Genomic DNA, 15668 nt, shown 5'->3' with positions numbered 1-15668 from the left:
ACCGCTCGGTCCTGCGGCGGCCGTCCGACAGCGGCTCAGTCCTGCGACGGTTCGCTGGGCCTCCGGACCGTCACCTCGCCGTCGTGGGTCACGCCGACGAGCAGCGGTTCGCGCACCGCCCGGCCGTCGACGGCGTCGCCCGCCGCGTCGCTGATGTACTTCATCAGCTCCGGCGCGGCGTGGGAGACCTTCACGCTCGCGTCGTCGCACGCCTCGTAGACGCGCGAGGGGACGTCGTAGAGGTCCGTTCCCGCGTCGACCTCGATGCGGACCGGTGCCTGCAGCGCGGCCGCGAACGCGACCGTCTCGCGCGCCTTCCGGACGTTTTCGCGTGCGCTGGCCTCGACGCTGGAGACGTTCGCGCGCGACGTGCCGAGTGCGTCGCCGATCGCCGCCTGCGAGACGCCGCGCTCGCGAAGCGCGAGCACCTCGGCCTGTCGGCGGGTGAGAACGCTCTCGTCGGCGTCGAACCCGGCCTGCCGCAGCAGTTCGTCGGCGTCGGGTCGATGGGTCATACCGACCGATATGTGCCGAAAACGAAAAAAGGGACTGTCCTTCCCGTCGACGTCGCCGTCTATCCGCCCCAGAAGTTGTCGCGGCTGCCGAGCTGAGGCGGTCGCTCGTCCCCGTCGTCGGACTCGCCGTCGTCGGCCGCTTCCCCGGCTTCGTCCTCGTCCGTCTCGGTTTCCTCCTCCTCCTCGTCCTCGTCCATCGGGAGGCGCTCGATGGGGTCGGCGCGGGCGTGGTTGCTCTTCACGCTGACGATCTCCACCCTGGCGCGCGCGTCGGGGAGGATGCCGTCGACCATGACGATGAAGCCGTCCTCGGTCCGGCCGACGCCGGCGCCGCTCTCGTGGATGTCGTCGATGTCGACGACGACCTCCTCGCCTGGCTGGACGGGAGCGGTCTTGAGGTCGCGGATCGGCTGGTTGTAGTGGTTGCACCACTCGGCCCCGCCGCGGTCACCGTAGTGGTGACATCCCATCCCTTCGATTCGCTCCTCGAAACTCGGGCATTCGTCGGCGAGTGGACAGTCCGCCATGGCTATCTCTTGTGTTCCCCCCGTCTAAACACTTCCGACCCGTCGTTTCGGGTCGAGCGCCCCGATACCGTCGAGTGAATCGGAGAAGCGGTTCGCGACGCCAGCTAGCCGTGCGTCGCTCCGCGTTCGTCGAGCGCCGGGCCGCGCTTCCAGAGCACGTACGCGCCGCTGGTGCCGTACAGCAGGACGAACGGGAGGCCGACCGTCAGCATCCCCAGCATCCCCAGCGCGACGACGAGCACAGCGCAGAACCCGGCGAACAGACCGATCTCGAGTATCTGTCCCGTCGTGCTCCGTCCCGTCATGCTAGCGGCGTTCGTTCGACGACCTGCCCGTCGTAGGTCGGGTACTGTTCGACGATCTCGCCGCGGTCGACGTCGCCCTCCTCGACCATCTCCTCCAGCAGCCACCACGCGAGTTCGACGTGCTCGGACTTGACCGCGTAGAACTCCTCGGGGACGCCGAGCTCCTGCAGTCGCTCCACCGGCGCCCACGTCTTGCCGTAGACGAGCGTGCCGTCGTCGGTCACGTCGTCGAACTCCCGGCGGATGTTCCGTGCCATGCGCTTCAGGCGGTTGCGGTGCTGGGCGGCGTCCTTGAACACGGAGGTGCAGAAGTAGACGCGCTCGTGGTCGCCCATCACGTCGAGGATCTCCTCCTTCGAGCCGTCGACGGCGGACATGTGCCCGTCCTGGAGTTCGTAGCCCGCCTCCTGCATCCGGCGGTAGTTGCCGTCGGACATCTCGAACTCGTTGACGTTGCAGAACTCCGCCGCGCCCTCGTCGAGGAACTCCAGGAACTCCTCCTCGGCGCGGATGCCCGGAATCTCGAACGCGGGCGTCAGCCCCTCCTCGCGGGCGACGTAGAGGATGTCCTCCCACTCGGTACCGTGGAGGTCGCCCCACTGCTCGAACGGGGGGTGGAACCGTATCTCGTCCAGCCCTGCTTCCGAGAGGCGGCGCATGTTCTCACGGCCGCCCGTGATGCCGGTGTAGAGGTGGGTGTGGTGGTCCTCGCCGAACTCCTCTTTCAGCAGCGAGAGGTACCGCGTCGTCCTGGCCATCGCCTCCTGCGGTTCACCGCCGGTGATGGAGGTCCCGAGGGCGTCCATGCGCTTCGCCTCCTCGACGACGTCCTCGTCGTCCTCCACGAGGCGCTCGTTGGCGTACACGTCCGTGACGTTCTTGCGGTTCTCGCCGAGCGGGCAGTAGAAGCAGTCGCGCTGGTCACAGTAGCCGTAGACGAACAGCACCATCTTCCCCCCTTCGGCACACTGTTCGCAGCCCTTCGAGATCATTCGTTGCTCCCGGTTCGCCGTCGAGCCTCAAAAAGCGTGCGAAACCGGCTCTCGCCGACCTCGTCCGGCACTGGCCTGCACGGCCTGACCTCGTCGTCTTCCACCGATGCCGCCTTCGGTCGTTCGTCCCCCGCGTGCCGTTCGTCTCCTGCGTGCATCGTCAACGTGCCACGTCACGCGGAGGTTTTTTCGGCGGCGGAGATGAGGGTAGGAGTATGGAGACGCCGATTTCGTTCGGAACCGACGGCTGGCGGGCGACGCTCGACGAGTTCACGGCACCGCGCGTGCGCATCGTCGGGCAGGCAGTGGCGGACTACCTCCGGGAGGTCGAGGGCCGCGAGGGCGACACCGTGGCCGTGAGCTACGACGCCCGGGAGACGTCGCGCGGGTTCGCCGAGGACCTCTGTCGCGTGCTCGCGGCGAACGGGTTCGACGCCATCGTCCCCGAGCGGGACACCCCGACGCCGCTGCTCGCCTGGACCATCGCCGACCGCGACCTCGCGGGCGGTCTGATGGTGACGGCGAGCCACAACCCGCCGGAGTACAACGGGGTGAAGTTCATCCCGGCGGACGGCGCGCCCGCGCTCCCGGAGGTCACCGAGGAGATCGAGGCGCGACTCGCCGACCCCGCCCCGCTCCCGGAGAGCGAGCACGGCGCGGTCCGCGAGGTCGACTTCGTCGACCCCTACACAGACTGCGTCTTCGACCTCGTCGCCGAACGGTCGGGGAGCGAGGAACTCGACCTCTCGGGCGTCTCGGTCGTCTACGACGCCATGCACGGCAGCGGCCGCGGCGTCACCGACCGCCTGCTGGCCGAGGCCGGCGCGGACGTCGAGCGCCTGCGCTGCGAGCGCGACCCCGGGTTCGGCGGGTCGTCGCCGGAACCGAACGCCGACCACCTCGCCGACCTCGCCGCGACGGTCCGGGAGCGCGACGCCGACCTCGGCGTCGCCAACGACGGCGACGCCGACCGCATCGCCGTCGTCACCCCTGAACGGGGCTTCCTCGACGAGAACCTCTTCTTCGCCGCGCTGTACGACCACCTGCTGGAGACGGCCAGCGGCCCGGCCATCCGCACCGTCTCCACCACCTTCCTCATCGACCGCGTCGCCGACGCCCACGGCGAGGACGTCGTCGAGACGCCGGTCGGGTTCAAGTGGGTCGCCGACGCGATGGCCGAACACGACGCCCTCGTCGGCGGCGAGGAGAGCGGCGGCTTCTCGGTCCGCGGTCACGTCCGCGAGAAGGACGGCGTCCTCGTGGCGCTGCTCGCGGCCGCCGCCGCGGCCGAGCGCCCCTTCGACGACCGGGTGGACGACCTCCTCGCCGAGTTCGGCGAGATACACCAGGGCAAGGTCAGCGTCGACTGCCCCGACGCGGAGAAGGCGCGCGTGCTCGCCGACCTGGAAGCGGAACTGCCCGACGCGGTCGCGGGCCAGTCCGTCGACGACGTGGTGACCGCCGACGGGTTCAAGATACTCCTCGACGACGGGTCGTGGCTGCTCGTTCGCCCGAGCGGGACGGAACCGAAGATGCGCGTCTACGCCGAGGCCGACAGCGACGCCCGCGTCGACGAACTGCTCGACGCCGGCCGGTCGCTCGTCGAACCGCTGGTCTAGTCCGCGCCGAACCGGTAGCCCAGGTCGCCGAGCGGCCGGAGCGACGTCGCGTCGACGCGCTCGCGGACGACCCGGTCGCCGAGGTCCGCGAGGACGTACGCGGCCGCGTCGTCGCCGTCGGTCAGAATCCTGTACTTCCCGTCCCGCACCTCGATGGCCGCGCAGTCGGTGAGCGCCAGCCCCGTCGCGCCGGTCCCTCGAAGCGCGTCGGCGAACGCCCGCCGTCGCTCGGGGACTGCGTGGGGCGTGAACCGCAGCCCCTCGACCCACCCCAGCGCCTCGAGCGGCGCGTACTTCTCGTCCGGGTGCGCGTCGCTGAGGCCGCCCTCGAACCAGCAGAGCGCGCCGGCGCTGAGTCCCGCGAGGACGGTGCCGTCTTCCGCCGCCTGCCGGAGTCGGTCGTCGACGCCGCGTTCGCGCCAGCGGTCGAGCATGGACAGCGTGTCGCCCCCGCCGACGTAGACGAGGTCGGCTGCCGCTATCTTGCGTTCGATCGCCGCGTCGTCGTCGGGGTCGTCGACCAGTCGAAGCACCTCGGTCTCGCAGCCGAGTTCGCCGCCGTAGTAGTCGTGGAACGTCTCGCGGTAGCCCCGGGCGTCGCCACTCGCCGTCGGAACGAACAGCGCGGTCGGCGTTTCGCCGTCCGCCGCCGCGACGATACGCCGGTCGATACCTTTCGTCTCGCCGTCCGCTATCTCGCCGCCGCCGATAGCGATGATGTGCGTCATGGTGTGTCGTGTTGTCGTCGGAGTCGTGACGTCGTGGATGGTCGTCCTGTCGCTCGCCGCACGATACCGTGGCTCGCCGTCGGGCGAACCGGCCGAGAAGGAAGTGGTGGTGGTGCGCCTGCTACGTGGCAGGCGCATTATTGGCGGCGTTCCGCTGCGTGCCCGTCGCGCGAGCGACGCGCTGGCGGGGCCAGCACGGCGTCGCGGCGCGCACGCAGTCGGGCGTCATTCGTGTCGACCTGTCGTCCGACGAGCAATAAACGTTGCGTTGGTCACGACGCGTCGAGGCCGACGTCGCCGCGGTAGTAGGCGACGCCGAGGCCCAGTCCGAGCAGGCTCACGAGCAGGCCGAGCACGTCGCCGACGCCGAGCGTGAACCCGTCGACGAGCCTGACGTAGGCGACGAGCAGCGCGAACGCGATCCAGATGGCTGCCAGTCTGTGGCGCTTCGTCTCGTCCATGGGCGGCGTTGGGTGGCGATTCGGGTCAGTGTTTGGATTCACGCTGCTGGCGCGGCCGTTCGACGGCAGCCGAGTGCTGTCTCGGCCGTCCACGCCCGATAGCGTTCCCGGAGACTGGGAACTGGAAGGAGCGTTATCCGTTCGACAGTACAAGTCACAGATATGACCCTCGTTGTCCCGTTCGACGGCTCGGACCTGTCCGTGGCGGCGCTCCGGCGAGCGGTGGAGGTGGACCGCGCGCTCGCGGAGGGCGTGCTGGCCGTGAGCGTCGTCCCGAAAGGAAACGTGGAGTACGCCCGCGAACGGGACTGGATCGGCGAGCACGAGGCGTTCGACCTCGCCGAGGTGGTGGATCGGCTCCGGAAGCAGGTCGCGTCGGTCTCGCAGGCGGCCGACTTCCGGTTCGAGGTGGTCAACCGCTACGCCCCGGCGGGAACCATCGCCAGCCGCGTCCGCCAGGTGGCGAAGGACGCCGCCGCGACGATGGTGTTCGTCGGCAGCGACGACGCCGGCCGAATCGTCACCACGCTCGCCAGCGTCGGCACGAACGTCGCCTCCGACGACGCCTACGACGTCGTCATCGTCCGCAATCGCACGACGGTCGCCGACGGTGCCGGCGGCCGGGTGGCCGAGAGCGACGGGGGCGGTCAGCGGTCCGCGACGGACAGCGACCCCCGCAACCGGTCGTCGCTCGCTCGTTCTATCTCGAAGCCCATCGACGCGTAGAAGGGCCGCACCCGCTCGTCGCACTCGGCCGTGAGCCGACCGTAGCGCCCGCCCGCCCGTTCGACCAGCGCGGTCCCGATGCCCTGTCCGCGCCGAGCGCGCCGGACCGCGACGCTCTCGACGAACGCGCCGTCGTCCCGAGGGTCGAGCACGATAGCGCCGAGCACTCGCTCGTCGTCGACCGCGACCAGGACGTCGTCCGCGTCGATGCGCTCCTGGACCTCGGCGGCGTCTGCCGCCAGCATCGCCGCGTCGAGCACGTTCATCACCGCGAGGTGGTCGTCGGCCTCCGCGACCCGGACCCTCATCCGCCCTTGATGAGCCGGAGCACCTTCACGTGCGTCGCGTCCACCTGCCGGTCCTCGGGGACGGGACGGCCGTCGACCATCACGGACACCTCGTGCGGGCTGAGGTCGACCTTCGCGAGCAGGTCGGCGTACGTCGCCTCCTCCACCTCGAACTCGTGGGTGTCCTCGCCGACCACCTCGACGGTGACGTTCATGTACGCCGGTTGCGCGCGTCCGGCCTTGAGCGTGTCGTCCCTGGGTCGGTTCGACCGCTCCTGACGGTCGCGCCGTCCGCCGACGCGCCCGCGTCAGGCGGTCGGTTCCTCGTCGTCCGTCTCCTCCGCGACCGGTCGCTGCGCGCGCCGTTCCCGGCGACCGCGGTACCGTCGCCACAGCGCGAGCGAGAGCGCGCCCAGGCCGAGTAGCAGGACGAGGAACTGGACGAGGCCACCGAGGATTGGCACCCGCGACACCACGGCGACGGCCAGGAGTCCGACCACGAGCGCCAGCCAGCGGTTGTCGGCGTCGGCGAGCGACAGCAGCCACGTCCCCACTGCGTACGCGCCGTACACCGCCGCCGCCCACAGTGCGAAGGCGTACACCAGTGCGCCGAGCACCGAGATGGGGATGCCGATGATCGTGATCGCGAACACGACGAGCAGCGCCGGGACGAGGAGGAACGACAGCAGCCCGACGCCGCCCGAGCGGAGTGGGCTGTCCAGCGCCCGGTCGGCGACGCTCCCGGAGAACGACGGGAACACCGCCAGCAGGACGACGCCCAGCAGGAGGTTCGCGAGGAACCCGTACGCGGCGAACAGCCAGCCGGGGACGGCCGGCACCGGTTCGACCCGGACCTCCTCCTCCTCGACGACGACGCCCTGCACCTGCGCGCCGGGCGTTCGCTCGAGGTCGCCGCTGTACCGGAGGTCGCCGGCGACGACCGCGTTCGGCCCGAGCGTTATCGACCCCGCGCCGAGCGTCGCGTCGCCGGCGACCGTCCCGTTGACGACGACGGTGCCGCTGGCCGACTCCAGTTCGCCGACCCGCGCGCCGCTCTCGACGAACGTGTTCCCGCTGAGCGTGTTGACCTCCCCGCCGACGGTGCCGGTCACGCGGACGTTGCCGCCCAGCGCGGTCAGGTCGCCGGTGACACGTCCCGGGACGTTGACGTTGCCGGACAGCGCGGTCAGGTCCCCCCGGACGGTGCCGCGGACGACCAGGTTCCCGGCGGCGACGGTGAGGTCCTCGGTGACGACCTCCCCCTGCTCGACGACGACGGTGCCGCCGGTTCTGGTTCCCTGTGCCGCGACCGTCGCGGGGACCGACGCGACGAGGACGACCGCGACGAAGGCTGCGGCGAGCACGCGCGTTCGCATGTGTTCCGGCCGACGGCGAGACCACGGAAAGTAATTGAGTCGTTGTCGGCCGCGAACCGCCGGTTTCGGAGCCGTATCTCCGGCGAAATCGTTGCCTACCCCGCAGCGCCGTTTTCTCTCCGCGGCCCGTAGCGCCGCGCGTTCCGTGACCCGTAGCGCCGCGCGTTCCGTGACCCGTAGCGCCGCGCGTTCCGTGACCCGTAGCGCCACGCGTTCCGTGGCCCGTAGCGCCACGCGTCTCGCGGGCTTTAAGACCGACAGGTGCGTTCCCTGGAACATGAGCGAGGCTGACGCGGACGAGGCCGGGGTGAACGCCGAAGAAGCGGCGGAGGCCGACGAGGAGGCCGTCGCCGGACGCGGCGACATCTGGGTCGAGAAGTACCGACCGCAGGCGCTCTCCGAGGTGGCCGGTCACGACGACATCACGGACCGACTCCAGAGCTACATCCGGCAGAACGACCTGCCGAACCTGCTGTTCTCGGGGCCGGCGGGCGTCGGCAAGACGACCAGCGCGCTCGCCATCGCCCGCGAGGTGTACGGCGACGACTGGCGGGACAACTTCCTCGAACTGAACGCCTCCGACGAGCGCGGCATCGACGTGGTGCGCGACCGCATCAAGAACTTCGCCCGCTCGTCGTTCGGCGGCTACGACTACCGCATCATCTTCCTCGACGAGGCCGACTCGCTGACCAACGACGCCCAGTCGGCGCTCCGCCGGACGATGGAGCAGTTCTCGCACAACACGCGGTTCGTCCTCTCGTGCAACTACTCCTCGAAGATCATCGACCCCATCCAGTCGCGGTGCGCCGTCTTCCGGTTCGGTCCCCTCTCCGACGAGGCCATCGCGGAGTACGTCCGCGAGATCGCCGACGACCAGGGCATCGAGACCACCGAGGACGGCGTCGACGCGCTCGTCTACGCCGCCGACGGCGACATGCGCAAGGCCATCAACGCGTTGCAGGCGGCCGCCGTCATGGGCGAGACGGTCGACGAGTCGGCCGTGTTCACCATCACCAGCACCGCCCGTCCGGACGACATCGAGGAGATGGTCGGCACGGCGCTCGCCGGCGACTTCGGCAAGGCCCGCGCGACCCTCGACGAACTGCTCACCGAGCGCGGGATGGCCGGCGGCGACGTCATCGACCAGATCCATCGCTCCGTCTGGGAGTTCGACCTCGACGACAGCGACGCCGTGCGCGTGCTCGACCGCGTCGGCGAGGCCGACTACCGCATCACCGAGGGCGCGAACGAGCGCGTCCAGCTGGAGGCGATGCTGGCCTCGCTCGCACTCGACCCCTGACGCGCCGACACCGACAATCCACTTCTTCGAGAGCGTTCCAGGCGCTCTGGAGCGGTATAGCCTGCCGAAAGGTGTTCTTTTTATGGACGAGGGCGTGCGTCGTGTTATGGTCCGTCCAGTCCCCACTTCGCGTTTGCACAGCACCCGGGAGGGAAAGCCATGACCGCGCCGGCCATCGAGACCGAGGGGCTGACGAAGCGCTTCGACGAGACGACGGTCGTCGACGACCTCCACCTGACCGTCCCCACCGAGTCAGTGTACGGGTTCCTCGGGCCGAACGGCGCGGGCAAGACGACGACGATGCGGATGCTGACGACGCTGTCGACGCCGACCAGCGGCACCGCCAGAATCGTCGGGAACCCGGTCGCCGACCGCGAGGCGGTCGTCTCCCACGTCGGTTACCTGCCGGAGGAGCCGCCGCTGTACGACGAACTCACCGGCCGCGAGCAACTCCGCTACGTCGCCGGTCTGCGTGACATGGACGCTGACGCGGCCGACGAACGCATCGACGCCCTCCTCGACCGCTTCGACCTGACCGACGACGCCGACGACCGCGTCGGCACCTACTCGAAGGGGATGAAGCAGAAGGCGGCGCTCGTCCAGGCCATCCTCCACGACCCCGACGTCGTCTTCCTCGACGAACCGACCTCCGGGCTCGACCCGCGCGCCGCTCGCACGGTGCGCGACCTGATCGCCGAACTCACCGAGCGAGGGATGACGGTCTTTCTCTCGACGCACATCCTGCCCGTCGTCGAGGAACTGGCCGACACCGTCGGCGTGCTCCACGACGGCGACCTCGTCGCGGAGGACTCGCCCGAACGGCTCACCCACCGCGCGGAGTCCGAGCGGTCCCTCGAGGAGGTCTTCCTCGACGTGACGAGCGAGGAGCCGGCGACGGTCGAACGATGAACTGGCCGACGCCGCGTCACAGCGCCCGCATCGCCCGCGTCGAGTACCGCCGACTGCTGCGCAGCATCGCCGACAACCCCGTCCAGCTGCTCGCGTTCGGGTTCTTCCTGCTCGTGTTCGTCGGCGGGCCGACCGTCGGCGGCGCGTGGGCCGTCCTGGAGTTCGGCGAGGAGATACGGGCGAACCTGCCGCTGCTCTCGGCCGCGCGCGGCGGGACCGCCGTCGCGTGGATCGGTCTCGCCGTCATGGCCACCGCCCGCACCGTCGGGAAGACCGGACGCATCGACCAGGAGAGCGCCATGTTGACCACGGTGCCGGCCCGCGACGTGCTCGGCGGCCTCGTGCTGACCGAACTCGCTCGCATGGCCTCCGTGGCGGCGCTCCCCGTCCTCGCCATCAGCGCGGCCTGGGCCGTCGCGCTCGGAGCGCCGGCGACCGTCGTCGCCGCTCCGCTCACCGTCCTCGCGCTGCTCGCGACGGCCGTGCTCGCGGGCCACATCGTCGGGATGCTCCTGAAGATCGCGTTCGCGCAGTCAGAACTGCTCGCCCGCTACAGGACCGTCGTGTTCGCGCTCGCCTTCCTCGTCTACATGGCCGCCATCACCTCCGACGCGCTCGGCGAGGTGATGCTGTACCTCGGGAACGTCCTCCGGGACACGCCGATGGCGTGGTTCGGCGACGCGCTGCTCGTCGGCACGCCCGGCGTCGCCCCCTCGCTCGTCCGCGCCGGCGGTGCCGTGGCGTTCGTCGCGGTCACCGTCCCCGTCCTGCTCGCGGTGGACGTGCGGGTCGCGACCCGCCTCTGGTACGCCGACCGCGTCCACCCCGAGTCCCGTTCCTCGTCGTCGTCGGACTCGGACGCCGACTTCCTCGCCGGCGTCGTCCCTCGCCGGACCCGCACCGTCACCGCGACCGTCTGGCGGCGGACGAAGCGGTCGCCGCTCCGACTTCTCTACGCGGCCTACCCGCTGTTCTTCCTCATCACGCCGCTCCGCGGCGCCGTCGAGTCGGGGAGCGTCCCGACGTCGCTGCCCGTCTTCGTCGCGTTCTACGGCACCTGGGTCGTCGGCGCGACGGCGCTCAACCCGCTCGGCGACGAGGGCGCCATGCTGCCGGTGACCATCACGTCGGGCATCGACGGCGGCCAGTTCGTCCGCGGGCACGTCCTCGCCGCGACGCTGGTCGGCCTCCCGCTCGTCGTCGTCGCGACCGCCGTCACCGGCCTGTTGAGTCCTCTCTCCACGCAGCGCTGGGTGGCGCTCACGGCGGCGAGCGCGGTCGTCACCGTCACCGGGAGCGTCGTCGCGCTCGGCGTCGGCACCGCCTTCCCGCGGTTCAGCGAGGTCAGGGTGACCCGGAGTCGCGAGGTCGTCGTCCCGAGCAAGACCGCGTTCGCCCTCTACTCGCTCGTCGTCGTCCTCGGCTTCGGCGGTGCGGCCGTCGCCATCGTCTCCGGCTTCCCCGAGGGCGTCGCCGCCCTCGTCGGCTTCTTCACCTCGCTCGCGGGCTTCCCCGTCGACCTCGCGGCGTCGACGGTGCGACTGGCCGCCGGCGCGACGGCCGTCCTGCTCGGCGTCGTCGCGCCGCCGGTGGCGTACCGCCACGCCGTCAGCCGGTTCGAGCGGTTCACGCTCGACGACGCCGGCGACGACGCCCGCTGGGAACTGTTCGACGTGTTCTGAGACCGGGACGGCGACCCGGGGTTCGTCGCCGGGACCCGGTCCGTCCCGGCGTCGCTGCCCGCGCGTCGAACGACCTCGTTGACGTGCCAATCCGGGGGTGACGGTACTTGCGGAACTGTTTTACCCGCTGACGGGTGAGGGACAATCACGAATGAGCGAACTCGAGGAGGAGTACCGCCTCGATTATTTCGAGGACAACGACTTCGTGCGAAAGGAGTGCTCCGAGTGCGGGGCCCACTTCTGGACGCGCGACCACGACCGGGTGACGTGCGGTGAGCCTCCCTGCGAGGAGTACGGGTTCATCGACAACCCGGGCTTCGACGAGGAACTGTCCCTCTCGGAGATGCGGGAGACGTTCCTCTCGTTCTTCGAGGAGCACGACCACGAGCGCATCGAGCCCTACCCCGTCGCGGCGAACCGCTGGCGCGACGACGTCCTGCTGACCCAGGCGTCCATCTACGACTTCCAGCCGCTCGTGACGTCGGGCGAGACGCCGCCGCCGGCGAACCCCCTGACCATCAGCCAGCCCTGCATCCGGATGCAGGACATCGACAACGTGGGCAAGACCGGCCGGCACACGATGGCCTTCGAGATGATGGCCCACCACGCGTTCAACGCCCGCGAGGAGGTCGGCGACGAGTACGCCTACGAGGGCGAGGTGTACTGGAAGGACGAGACGGTCCAGTACTGCGACGAGTTCTTCGAGTCGATGGGGGCGAACCTCGACGAGATAACCTACATCGAGGACCCGTGGGTGGGCGGCGGCAACGCCGGCCCCGCCATCGAGGTCATCTACCGCGGTGCCGAACTCGCCACGCTCGTCTTCATGTCTTTGGAGGCGGACCCCGACGGCGAGTACGAGATGAAGGACGGCAACCGCTACTCGCCGATGGACACCTACATCGTCGACACCGGCTACGGACTGGAGCGCTGGACGTGGATGTCCCAGGGCACCCCGACCGTCTACGAGGCCATCTACCCCGAGATGATCGCGTTCCTCAAGGACAACGCCGGCATCGACCACACCGACGAGGAGGCCGAACTCGTCCACCGCGCCTCGAAGCTCGCGGGCCACATGGACATCGACGAGGCCGAGGACATGGAGGCCGCCCGCGACAACATCGCCGACAAGCTCGACGTCTCCACCGGCCGCCTCGAAGGCCTGCTCGAACCGCTGGAGGACATCTACGCCATCGCCGACCACTGTCGCACTCTCGCCTACATGCTCGGCGACGGCATCGTCCCGAGCAACGTCGGCACGGGCTACCTCGCGCGGATGGTTCTCCGGCGCACCAAGCGCCTCTGCGACAACGTCGGCGTCGACGCCCCGCTCGACGAACTCGTCGACATGCAGGCCGACCGCCTGGGGTACGAGAACCGCGACACCGTCCGCGACATCGTCCGCACCGAGGTCGAGAAGTACCGCGAGACGCTCGACCAGGGCGGCCGGCGCGTGCGCCGCATGGCCAGCGAGTACGCCGACGAGGGCAGGCCCATCCCGACCGAGAAGCTGGTCGAACTGTACGACTCCCACGGGCTCCAGCCCGACATGGTCGAGGAGATCGCCGCGGAGTACGACGTCGACGTCGAGGTGCCCGACGACTTCTACAGCATCGTCGCCGAGCGCCACGACAGCGGCCAGGCGTTCGAGGACGAGGAGCCCGAGGACGACCGCTTCGACGACCTCCCCAAGACCGAGCGCCTCTACTACGAGGACCAGTACCGCACAGACTTCGAGGCGGTCGTCCTCGACGTGTTCGAGCGCGAGGACGGCTACGACGTCGTGCTCGACCAGACGATGTTCTACCCCGAGGGCGGCGGCCAGCCCGGCGACCACGGCACGCTCTCGACCGACGAGAAGACGGTCCAGGTCGAGGACACCCAGATCGAGGACGGCGTCATCCTCCACCGCACCGAGGAGTCGATCGGCAAGGGCGACATCGTCCGCGGCCAGATCGACGTCGAGCGCCGCCGCCGGCTGATGCGCCACCACACCGCGACCCACCTCGTCATCCACGCCGCCCGGCAGGTGCTGGGCGAGCACGTCCGGCAGGCCGGCGCCCAGAAGGGCCTCGACAGCTCCCGCATCGACGTCCGCCACTACGAGCGCATCGACCGCGAGACGGCCAAGGAGATCGAGCGCCTCGCCAACGAGATGGTCATGGAGAACACGACCGTCCAGCAGGAGTGGCCCAACCGCCACGAGGCCGAGGAGGAGTTCGGCTTCGACCTCTACCAGGGCGGTATCCCCGCCGGGACGAACATCCGGCTCATCCACGTCGCCGAGGACGTCCAGGCCTGCGGCGGCACCCACGTCCGCCGGACGGGCGACGTCGGCGCCATCAAGATTCTCGACACCGAGCGCGTCCAGGACGGCGTCGAGCGGCTCACGTTCGCCGCCGGCGAGGCTGCCATCGAGGCCACCCAGGAGATGGAGGACGACCTCCGCGCGGCCGCCGAGACCCTCGACGTCTCGCCCGACGAGGTCCCGGACACGGCCGAGCGCTTCTTCGAGGAGTGGAAGGCGCGCGGCAAGACCATCGAGGACCTGAAAGAACAACTCGCCGAGGCCCGCGCCAGCGGCGGTGGCGGCGGCGAGGAGGTCGCCGTCGGCGACGCGACCGCCGTCGTCCAGCGCATCGACGCCGACATGGACGAACTCCGCGCGACGGCCAACGCGCTCGCCGAGGAGGGCAAGATCGCCGTCATCGGCAGCGGTGCCGACGGCGCGCAGTTCGTCGTGGCCGTCCCCGACGGCGTCGCCGTCAACGCCGGCGAGGTCGTCAGCGAACTCGCCAGCCGCGTCGGCGGCGGCGGCGGCGGCCCGCCGGACTTCGCCCAGGGCGGCGGCCCCGACGAAAGCGCCCTCGACGACGCGCTGGACGAGGCTCCCGACGTCCTCCAGCAGGTCCAGAACGCCTGACCATCGCCCGTTCTCTGGTGTTCTGACGTTTTCGCGACGATCACAAACGGTGGTGTTCAGATAAGGCCTGGCCCACCGTTGGCACTGCGACGCTGGCCAGCCGACATCCTGGTGGATTGAAAGGGCGAGGGCGGCTTGGCGTCTCCGCGAGCGTAGCGAGCGGATGGCTCGGACGACTCGCTGTGCTCGTCGTCCGGCGAACCCCGGCGACGCAAGCACGTGAGCGACCGCAGGGAGCGAGCGTGCGCAGCGAGCCGCGGGGGTCAAGCCGGCCGAGGGCTTTCCAGCCGTCTCCGTGGCCGTTCGCGATGTTGTTTGAATAGTACCGTCACGAACACCTCGAAAGCTCATGGCGGCTCCGGTCGATGCGCTCGCTGCGCGCTTCGCTCGCTTCCGCTGGTCGCTCGCTGCAGTGCTTTCATCGCCCGTCTTCCCGGAGCCGCCAGCCCCTTTCAGTCCCACCCGTGTCGGTTGGCTAGTTGGGCGACAGGAGGTGGAACGCTTTTCTCGCCCCCGCCCGACGGCGACGGTATGCACGTCGCTGTCCTGCTCTACGACGGCTTCGACGAACTGGACGCAATCGGTCCGTACGAGGTGTTCGAGAACGCCGCCAGCGCCGGCGCCGACGTCCGGGTGTCGCTGTGCACGCTCGACGATAGCGAGCGCGTCACTGCCAGCCACGGCCTCACGGTCGCCGTGGACGCGACCCTGGACGACTGCGCGCCCGACCTGCTCGTCGTCCCCGGCGGCGGGTGGAACGACCGCGACAGCCCCGGCGCGTGGACGGAAGCCGAGCGCGGCGCGGTCCCGGACGCCGTCGCCGACGCCCACGCCGACGGTGCGGCGGTCGCGGCAGTCTGCACCGGCGGCATGCTACTCGCGCGGGCCGGCGTCCTCGACGGCCGCCCGGCGACGACCCACGCCAGCGCGCTCGACGACCTCCGCGAGACGGACGCCGAGGTGGTCACGACGCGCGTCGTCGACGACGGCGACGTGCTGACGGCGGGCGGCGTCACGTCCGGCCTGGACCTCGCCGTCCACCTCGTCGACCGCGAGTTCGGGAGCGGCGTCGCCGACCGGGTGTGCGAGGAGATGGAGTACGAGTCGCGCGGCGACGTGTACTAGCACCCTCGGCCTCCGATTCTATCGCAGACGCCGCGTAGCCGCGCCGCTCGTCGGTTTCGCGGCGTCGCTCCGTCCACGAACCTCGCTGTTCCCGCGCCCGTCGAGCGGGCTCACCCCGACAATTTGCTATAGCAGTATGTGGTTCATGGGGCGTTCAGTGCTTGGCTGGCTCCTCTGGCGGAAAGCGACGCCA

General features: G+C 70.1%; 16 protein-coding genes. 7 read left to right on the top strand and 9 right to left on the bottom strand.

What is annotated here, in order from left to right; translation table 11 throughout:
* Nucleotides 1-35: 35 nt before the first annotated feature.
* The 4 genes from NKT36_RS07865 to NKT36_RS07850 all read right to left on the bottom strand — a co-directional run bounded on the left by NKT36_RS07865 (nucleotide 36) and on the right by NKT36_RS07850 (nucleotide 2339).
* Complete coding sequence (locus tag NKT36_RS07865) at nucleotides 36-515, bottom strand: Tfx family DNA-binding protein (RefSeq protein ID WP_327050495.1); 480 nt, start codon at nucleotides 513-515, stop codon at nucleotides 36-38.
* 59 nt (nucleotides 516-574) lie between these two features.
* Nucleotides 575-1042, bottom strand: coding sequence for a TRAM domain-containing protein (locus NKT36_RS07860; protein WP_327050494.1), 468 nt, complete (start codon nucleotides 1040-1042; stop codon nucleotides 575-577).
* Nucleotides 1043-1146: 104 nt separating this feature from the next.
* A complete protein-coding gene (locus NKT36_RS07855) occupies nucleotides 1147-1347 on the bottom strand; it encodes a hypothetical protein (RefSeq protein WP_327050493.1) in 201 nt (66 codons plus the stop codon).
* Complete coding sequence (locus NKT36_RS07850) at nucleotides 1344-2339, bottom strand: radical SAM protein (RefSeq protein WP_327050492.1); 996 nt, start codon at nucleotides 2337-2339, stop codon at nucleotides 1344-1346. The genes NKT36_RS07855 and NKT36_RS07850 overlap by 4 nt, the downstream gene beginning before the upstream one ends.
* 215 nt (nucleotides 2340-2554) lie before the next feature.
* Between NKT36_RS07850 and NKT36_RS07845 the strand changes: the two genes are divergently transcribed.
* The gene (locus NKT36_RS07845; RefSeq protein WP_327050491.1) at nucleotides 2555-3958 is read left to right on the top strand and encodes a phosphoglucomutase/phosphomannomutase family protein; all 1404 of its coding nucleotides are present in this window, start codon (nucleotides 2555-2557) and stop codon (nucleotides 3956-3958) included.
* Here the strand turns inward: NKT36_RS07845 and NKT36_RS07840 are convergent.
* A complete protein-coding gene (locus tag NKT36_RS07840; protein ID WP_327050490.1) occupies nucleotides 3955-4686 on the bottom strand; it encodes a Type 1 glutamine amidotransferase-like domain-containing protein in 732 nt (243 codons plus the stop codon). The genes NKT36_RS07845 and NKT36_RS07840 overlap by 4 nt on opposite strands.
* A 272-nt stretch (nucleotides 4687-4958) precedes the next feature.
* Nucleotides 4959-5147: a hypothetical protein gene (locus NKT36_RS07835; RefSeq protein WP_327050489.1), complete on the bottom strand. Its 189-nt coding sequence runs from the start codon at nucleotides 5145-5147 to the stop codon at nucleotides 4959-4961.
* A 162-nt stretch (nucleotides 5148-5309) separates the two neighbouring features.
* On the opposite strand from NKT36_RS07835, the gene NKT36_RS07830 reads away from it, so the two are divergent.
* Nucleotides 5310-5873 carry a universal stress protein gene (locus tag NKT36_RS07830; protein ID WP_327050488.1) on the top strand — a complete coding sequence of 188 codons (564 nt, stop codon included), beginning with the start codon at nucleotides 5310-5312 and terminating at the stop codon, nucleotides 5871-5873.
* On the opposite strand, the gene NKT36_RS07825 is transcribed toward NKT36_RS07830, so the two are convergent.
* From NKT36_RS07825 to NKT36_RS07815, 3 genes are all read right to left on the bottom strand, one after another.
* Nucleotides 5795-6181, bottom strand: coding sequence for a GNAT family N-acetyltransferase (locus tag NKT36_RS07825; RefSeq protein ID WP_327050487.1), 387 nt, complete (start codon nucleotides 6179-6181; stop codon nucleotides 5795-5797). The two genes, NKT36_RS07830 and NKT36_RS07825, sit on opposite strands and share 79 nt — an antisense overlap.
* A complete protein-coding gene (gene samp2, locus NKT36_RS07820; RefSeq protein ID WP_327050486.1) occupies nucleotides 6178-6375 on the bottom strand; it encodes a ubiquitin-like small modifier protein SAMP2 in 198 nt (65 codons plus the stop codon). Before samp2 ends, NKT36_RS07825 begins: the two co-directional genes overlap by 4 nt.
* A 93-nt stretch (nucleotides 6376-6468) precedes the next feature.
* Complete coding sequence (locus NKT36_RS07815; protein WP_327050485.1) at nucleotides 6469-7536, bottom strand: polymer-forming cytoskeletal protein; 1068 nt, start codon at nucleotides 7534-7536, stop codon at nucleotides 6469-6471.
* A gap of 277 nt (nucleotides 7537-7813) precedes the next feature.
* Here NKT36_RS07815 and NKT36_RS07810 point away from each other — a divergent pair, with 277 nt between their 5' ends.
* The 5 genes from NKT36_RS07810 to NKT36_RS07790 all read left to right on the top strand — a co-directional run bounded on the left by NKT36_RS07810 (nucleotide 7814) and on the right by NKT36_RS07790 (nucleotide 15475).
* Nucleotides 7814-8836 carry a replication factor C small subunit gene (locus NKT36_RS07810; protein ID WP_327050484.1) on the top strand — a complete coding sequence of 341 codons (1023 nt, stop codon included), beginning with the start codon at nucleotides 7814-7816 and terminating at the stop codon, nucleotides 8834-8836.
* 159 nt (nucleotides 8837-8995) lie between these two features.
* Nucleotides 8996-9745 carry an ABC transporter ATP-binding protein gene (locus NKT36_RS07805; RefSeq protein WP_327050483.1) on the top strand — a complete coding sequence of 250 codons (750 nt, stop codon included), beginning with the start codon at nucleotides 8996-8998 and terminating at the stop codon, nucleotides 9743-9745.
* Entirely contained in the window at nucleotides 9742-11427 is a 1686-nt protein-coding gene (locus NKT36_RS07800) for a hypothetical protein (RefSeq protein ID WP_327050482.1), read from the top strand. Before NKT36_RS07805 ends, NKT36_RS07800 begins: the two co-directional genes overlap by 4 nt.
* 151 nt (nucleotides 11428-11578) lie before the next feature.
* A complete protein-coding gene (gene alaS, locus NKT36_RS07795) occupies nucleotides 11579-14350 on the top strand; it encodes an alanine--tRNA ligase (RefSeq protein WP_327050481.1) in 2772 nt (923 codons plus the stop codon).
* Between the two features lie 531 nt (nucleotides 14351-14881).
* Complete coding sequence (locus NKT36_RS07790) at nucleotides 14882-15475, top strand: DJ-1/PfpI family protein (RefSeq protein WP_327050480.1); 594 nt, start codon at nucleotides 14882-14884, stop codon at nucleotides 15473-15475.
* Nucleotides 15476-15668: the final 193 nt, after the last annotated feature.

The sequence above is a fragment of the Halomicrococcus gelatinilyticus genome (genome assembly GCA_024227995.1).
In the GTDB taxonomy this organism is placed as follows: domain Archaea; phylum Halobacteriota; class Halobacteria; order Halobacteriales; family Haladaptataceae; genus Halomicrococcus; species Halomicrococcus gelatinilyticus.
The sequence above is the reverse complement of the archived record's forward strand: the minus strand, read 5'-3'. Positions and strand labels throughout refer to the sequence as shown.

Bases quoted from the DNA above. Each gene is read 5' to 3' on its own strand.
- NKT36_RS07865 (WP_327050495.1), bottom strand. From the start codon at position 515: ATGACCCATCGACCCGACGCCGACGAACTGCTGCGGCAGGCCGGGTTC.
- NKT36_RS07860 (WP_327050494.1), bottom strand. From the start codon at position 1,042: ATGGCGGACTGTCCACTCGCCGACGAATGCCCGAGTTTCGAGGAGCGA.
- NKT36_RS07855 (WP_327050493.1), bottom strand. From the start codon at position 1,347: ATGACGGGACGGAGCACGACGGGACAGATACTCGAGATCGGTCTGTTC.
- NKT36_RS07850 (WP_327050492.1), bottom strand. From the start codon at position 2,339: ATGATCTCGAAGGGCTGCGAACAGTGTGCCGAAGGGGGGAAGATGGTG.
- NKT36_RS07845 (WP_327050491.1), top strand. From the start codon at position 2,555: ATGGAGACGCCGATTTCGTTCGGAACCGACGGCTGGCGGGCGACGCTC.
- NKT36_RS07840 (WP_327050490.1), bottom strand. From the start codon at position 4,686: ATGACGCACATCATCGCTATCGGCGGCGGCGAGATAGCGGACGGCGAG.
- NKT36_RS07835 (WP_327050489.1), bottom strand. From the start codon at position 5,147: ATGGACGAGACGAAGCGCCACAGACTGGCAGCCATCTGGATCGCGTTC.
- NKT36_RS07830 (WP_327050488.1), top strand. From the start codon at position 5,310: ATGACCCTCGTTGTCCCGTTCGACGGCTCGGACCTGTCCGTGGCGGCG.
- NKT36_RS07825 (WP_327050487.1), bottom strand. From the start codon at position 6,181: ATGAGGGTCCGGGTCGCGGAGGCCGACGACCACCTCGCGGTGATGAAC.
- samp2 (WP_327050486.1), bottom strand. From the start codon at position 6,375: ATGAACGTCACCGTCGAGGTGGTCGGCGAGGACACCCACGAGTTCGAG.
- NKT36_RS07815 (WP_327050485.1), bottom strand. From the start codon at position 7,536: ATGCGAACGCGCGTGCTCGCCGCAGCCTTCGTCGCGGTCGTCCTCGTC.
- NKT36_RS07810 (WP_327050484.1), top strand. From the start codon at position 7,814: ATGAGCGAGGCTGACGCGGACGAGGCCGGGGTGAACGCCGAAGAAGCG.
- NKT36_RS07805 (WP_327050483.1), top strand. From the start codon at position 8,996: ATGACCGCGCCGGCCATCGAGACCGAGGGGCTGACGAAGCGCTTCGAC.
- NKT36_RS07800 (WP_327050482.1), top strand. From the start codon at position 9,742: ATGAACTGGCCGACGCCGCGTCACAGCGCCCGCATCGCCCGCGTCGAG.
- alaS (WP_327050481.1), top strand. From the start codon at position 11,579: ATGAGCGAACTCGAGGAGGAGTACCGCCTCGATTATTTCGAGGACAAC.
- NKT36_RS07790 (WP_327050480.1), top strand. From the start codon at position 14,882: ATGCACGTCGCTGTCCTGCTCTACGACGGCTTCGACGAACTGGACGCA.